Origin of the sequence: Streptomyces torulosus (assembly GCF_001419765.1) — a bacterium.
GTDB classification, from domain to species: Bacteria; Actinomycetota; Actinomycetes; order Streptomycetales; family Streptomycetaceae; genus Streptomyces; species Streptomyces torulosus.
In genome coordinates, this window is sequence record NZ_LIRK01000800.1 from 1 (window position 1) to 1,261 (window position 1,261).

Sequence of the window (1,261 nt, forward strand, 5' to 3'; positions counted from 1 at the left end):
GCGGCGAGGAGTCCCTCGGCGACGGTGTGCGCCGAGGCGGCGTCTCGGGCGAGGAAGGCCGTGGTCGGCCCGGAGCCGGAGACGAGCGCGGCGAGCGCCCCGGCCGTCCGGCCCGCGGCGAGGGTGTCGGCCAGCTTCGGGAACAGGGACAGGGTGGCGGGCTGGAGGTCGTTGGACCCGGGCAGGAACGCCGCGAGGGCGTCGACGTCGCCCTTGGCGAGCGCGTCGAGCAGCGCCTGGGAGGCGACGGGCTCGGGCACCTCGTCGTTCTCGTGGAGCCGGTCGAACTCCCGGTACACGGCCGGGGTGGAGAGCCCGCCGTCCGCGACCGCGAACACCCAGTGGAAGCCGCCGCCCACCTCCAGCGGCCGCAGCCGCTCGCCGCGCCCGGTGCCGAGCGCCGCCCCGCCCACCAGGCTGAACGGCACGTCGCTGCCCAACTCGGCACAGATGTCGAGGAGTTCAGCGCGGGAGGCGCCGGTCCCCCACAGCGCGTCGCACGCGACCAGCGCGCCCGCGGCGTCCGCGCTGCCGCCGGCCATGCCGCCCGCGACGGGGATGTCCTTGGCGATGTGCAGCCGCACGGCCGGGTCGATCCCGTGGCGTGCGGCGAGGGCGAGCGCGGCCCGTGCGGCGAGGTTGGTGCGGTCCAGCGGGACCTGGTCGGCGCCGGGGCCCTCGCAGGTGACGGTCAGTTCGTCGGCGGGGGTGGCGGTGACCTCGTCGTACAGCCCGACGGCGAGGAAGACGTTGGCCAGGTCGTGGAACCCGTCTGGGCGGGCGCCGCCGACCGCGAGCTGGACGTTGACCTTGGCGGGCACGCGGACGGTGACGCTCACGACGGACGGGACTCCTCGGTGTGCTGGGCGTGCTGGGCGGTGTCGACGGCGTCGGCGTCGGCGCGGTTCTCGGCGATCGCGGCGAACTCCTCGACGGTCAGGGCCTCGCCGCGGGCCTGCGGGGAGACACCGGCGGCGACGAGCGCGGCCTCGGCGGCGGCGGCGGAGCCCGCCCATCCGGCGAGGGCGGCGCGCAGCGTCTTGCGCCGCTGGGCGAACGCCGCGTCGACGACGGCGAAGACCTCGGCCTTCGTCGCGGTCGTCTTGATCGGTTCGGTGCGGCGGACGAGTGACACGAGGCCGCTGTCGACGTTCGGCGCCGGCCAGAAGACGTTCCGGCCGATCGCGCCGGCCCGCTTGACCTCCGCGTACCAGTTCGCCTTCACCGAGGGGACGCCGTACACCTTCGAGCCGGGCCCGGC

The 1,261-nt window shown here is 76.1% G+C and carries 2 protein-coding genes; both read right to left on the reverse strand.

Annotated features, from left to right (window positions below; genetic code table 11):
* The coding region (locus tag AOK23_RS40215; RefSeq protein WP_055717371.1) for a 4-(cytidine 5'-diphospho)-2-C-methyl-D-erythritol kinase at positions 1 to 839 on the reverse strand (839 nt) is incomplete at its 3' end.
* A partial coding sequence (locus tag AOK23_RS40220) for a ribosomal RNA small subunit methyltransferase A (protein WP_276205801.1) occupies positions 836 to 1,261 on the reverse strand: 426 nt, incomplete at its 5' end. The genes AOK23_RS40220 and AOK23_RS40215, both read right to left, overlap by 4 nt.